This window comes from Streptomyces flavofungini (genome assembly GCF_041028215.1).
Lineage (GTDB): Bacteria > Actinomycetota > Actinomycetes > Streptomycetales > Streptomycetaceae > Streptomyces > Streptomyces flavofungini_B.
Window position 1 is genome coordinate 1 of the sequence record NZ_JASKYR010001515.1, and the last position, 666, is coordinate 666.

A 666-nucleotide genomic window follows, 5' to 3' on the forward strand; every position below is an offset into this window, starting at 1 on the left:
CGCCTACCCCGCGGCCGAGCGTGCCGTCCGCGCCCTCGCCGAGGCCGTCAAGTACGCCCAGTGGCGGCGCGAGGCGGGCGAGCCCGGCAGGGTGCACGAGTACGACGACATCGACGAGAGCGGGGCCGCCGACCGCATCGCGGAGCTGCTGGCGGGGGAGGACGGCCGCCGCGGCCTCACCCTCCGCCCGGCCGACGCCCACGAACTGCTCGGGCGGTACGGCATCCCCGTACGCGAGGCGCTGCCCGCGCCGGGGCCCGACGAGGCGGTGGCCGCCGCCCGGACGCTCGGCTACCCCGTGGCCCTGAAGACCACGGCCCCGCATCTGCGGCACCGTGCCGACCTCGGCGGCGTGCGGCTCGACCTCGCCGACGAGGAGCAACTGCGACGGGCCTATCAGGAGTTGACCGACCTGTTCGGAAGCCCCGCCGAGCTGCGCCCCGTCGTGCAGGGCATGGTGCCGCGCGGCGTCGACACCGTGGTGCGCGCCGTCATCGACCCGGCGGCCGGAGCGGTGCTGTCCTTCGGCCTCGCGGGCGCCGCGTCGGAGCTGCTCGGCGACACCGGGCACCGCCTGATCCCGGTCACCGACCGCGAGGCCSCCTCCCTCGTCAGGTCGATCAGGACCGCCCCGCTCCTGTTCGGCTGGCGCGGTTCGGCCCCCGT

At 76.8% G+C, this 666-nt stretch carries 1 protein-coding gene; it reads left to right on the forward strand.

The features are described 5' to 3' along the window. Positions 1 to 666: acetate--CoA ligase family protein (locus tag AB8Z36_RS41950; protein ID WP_369218556.1), on the forward strand; the 666-nt coding region annotated here is incomplete at both ends.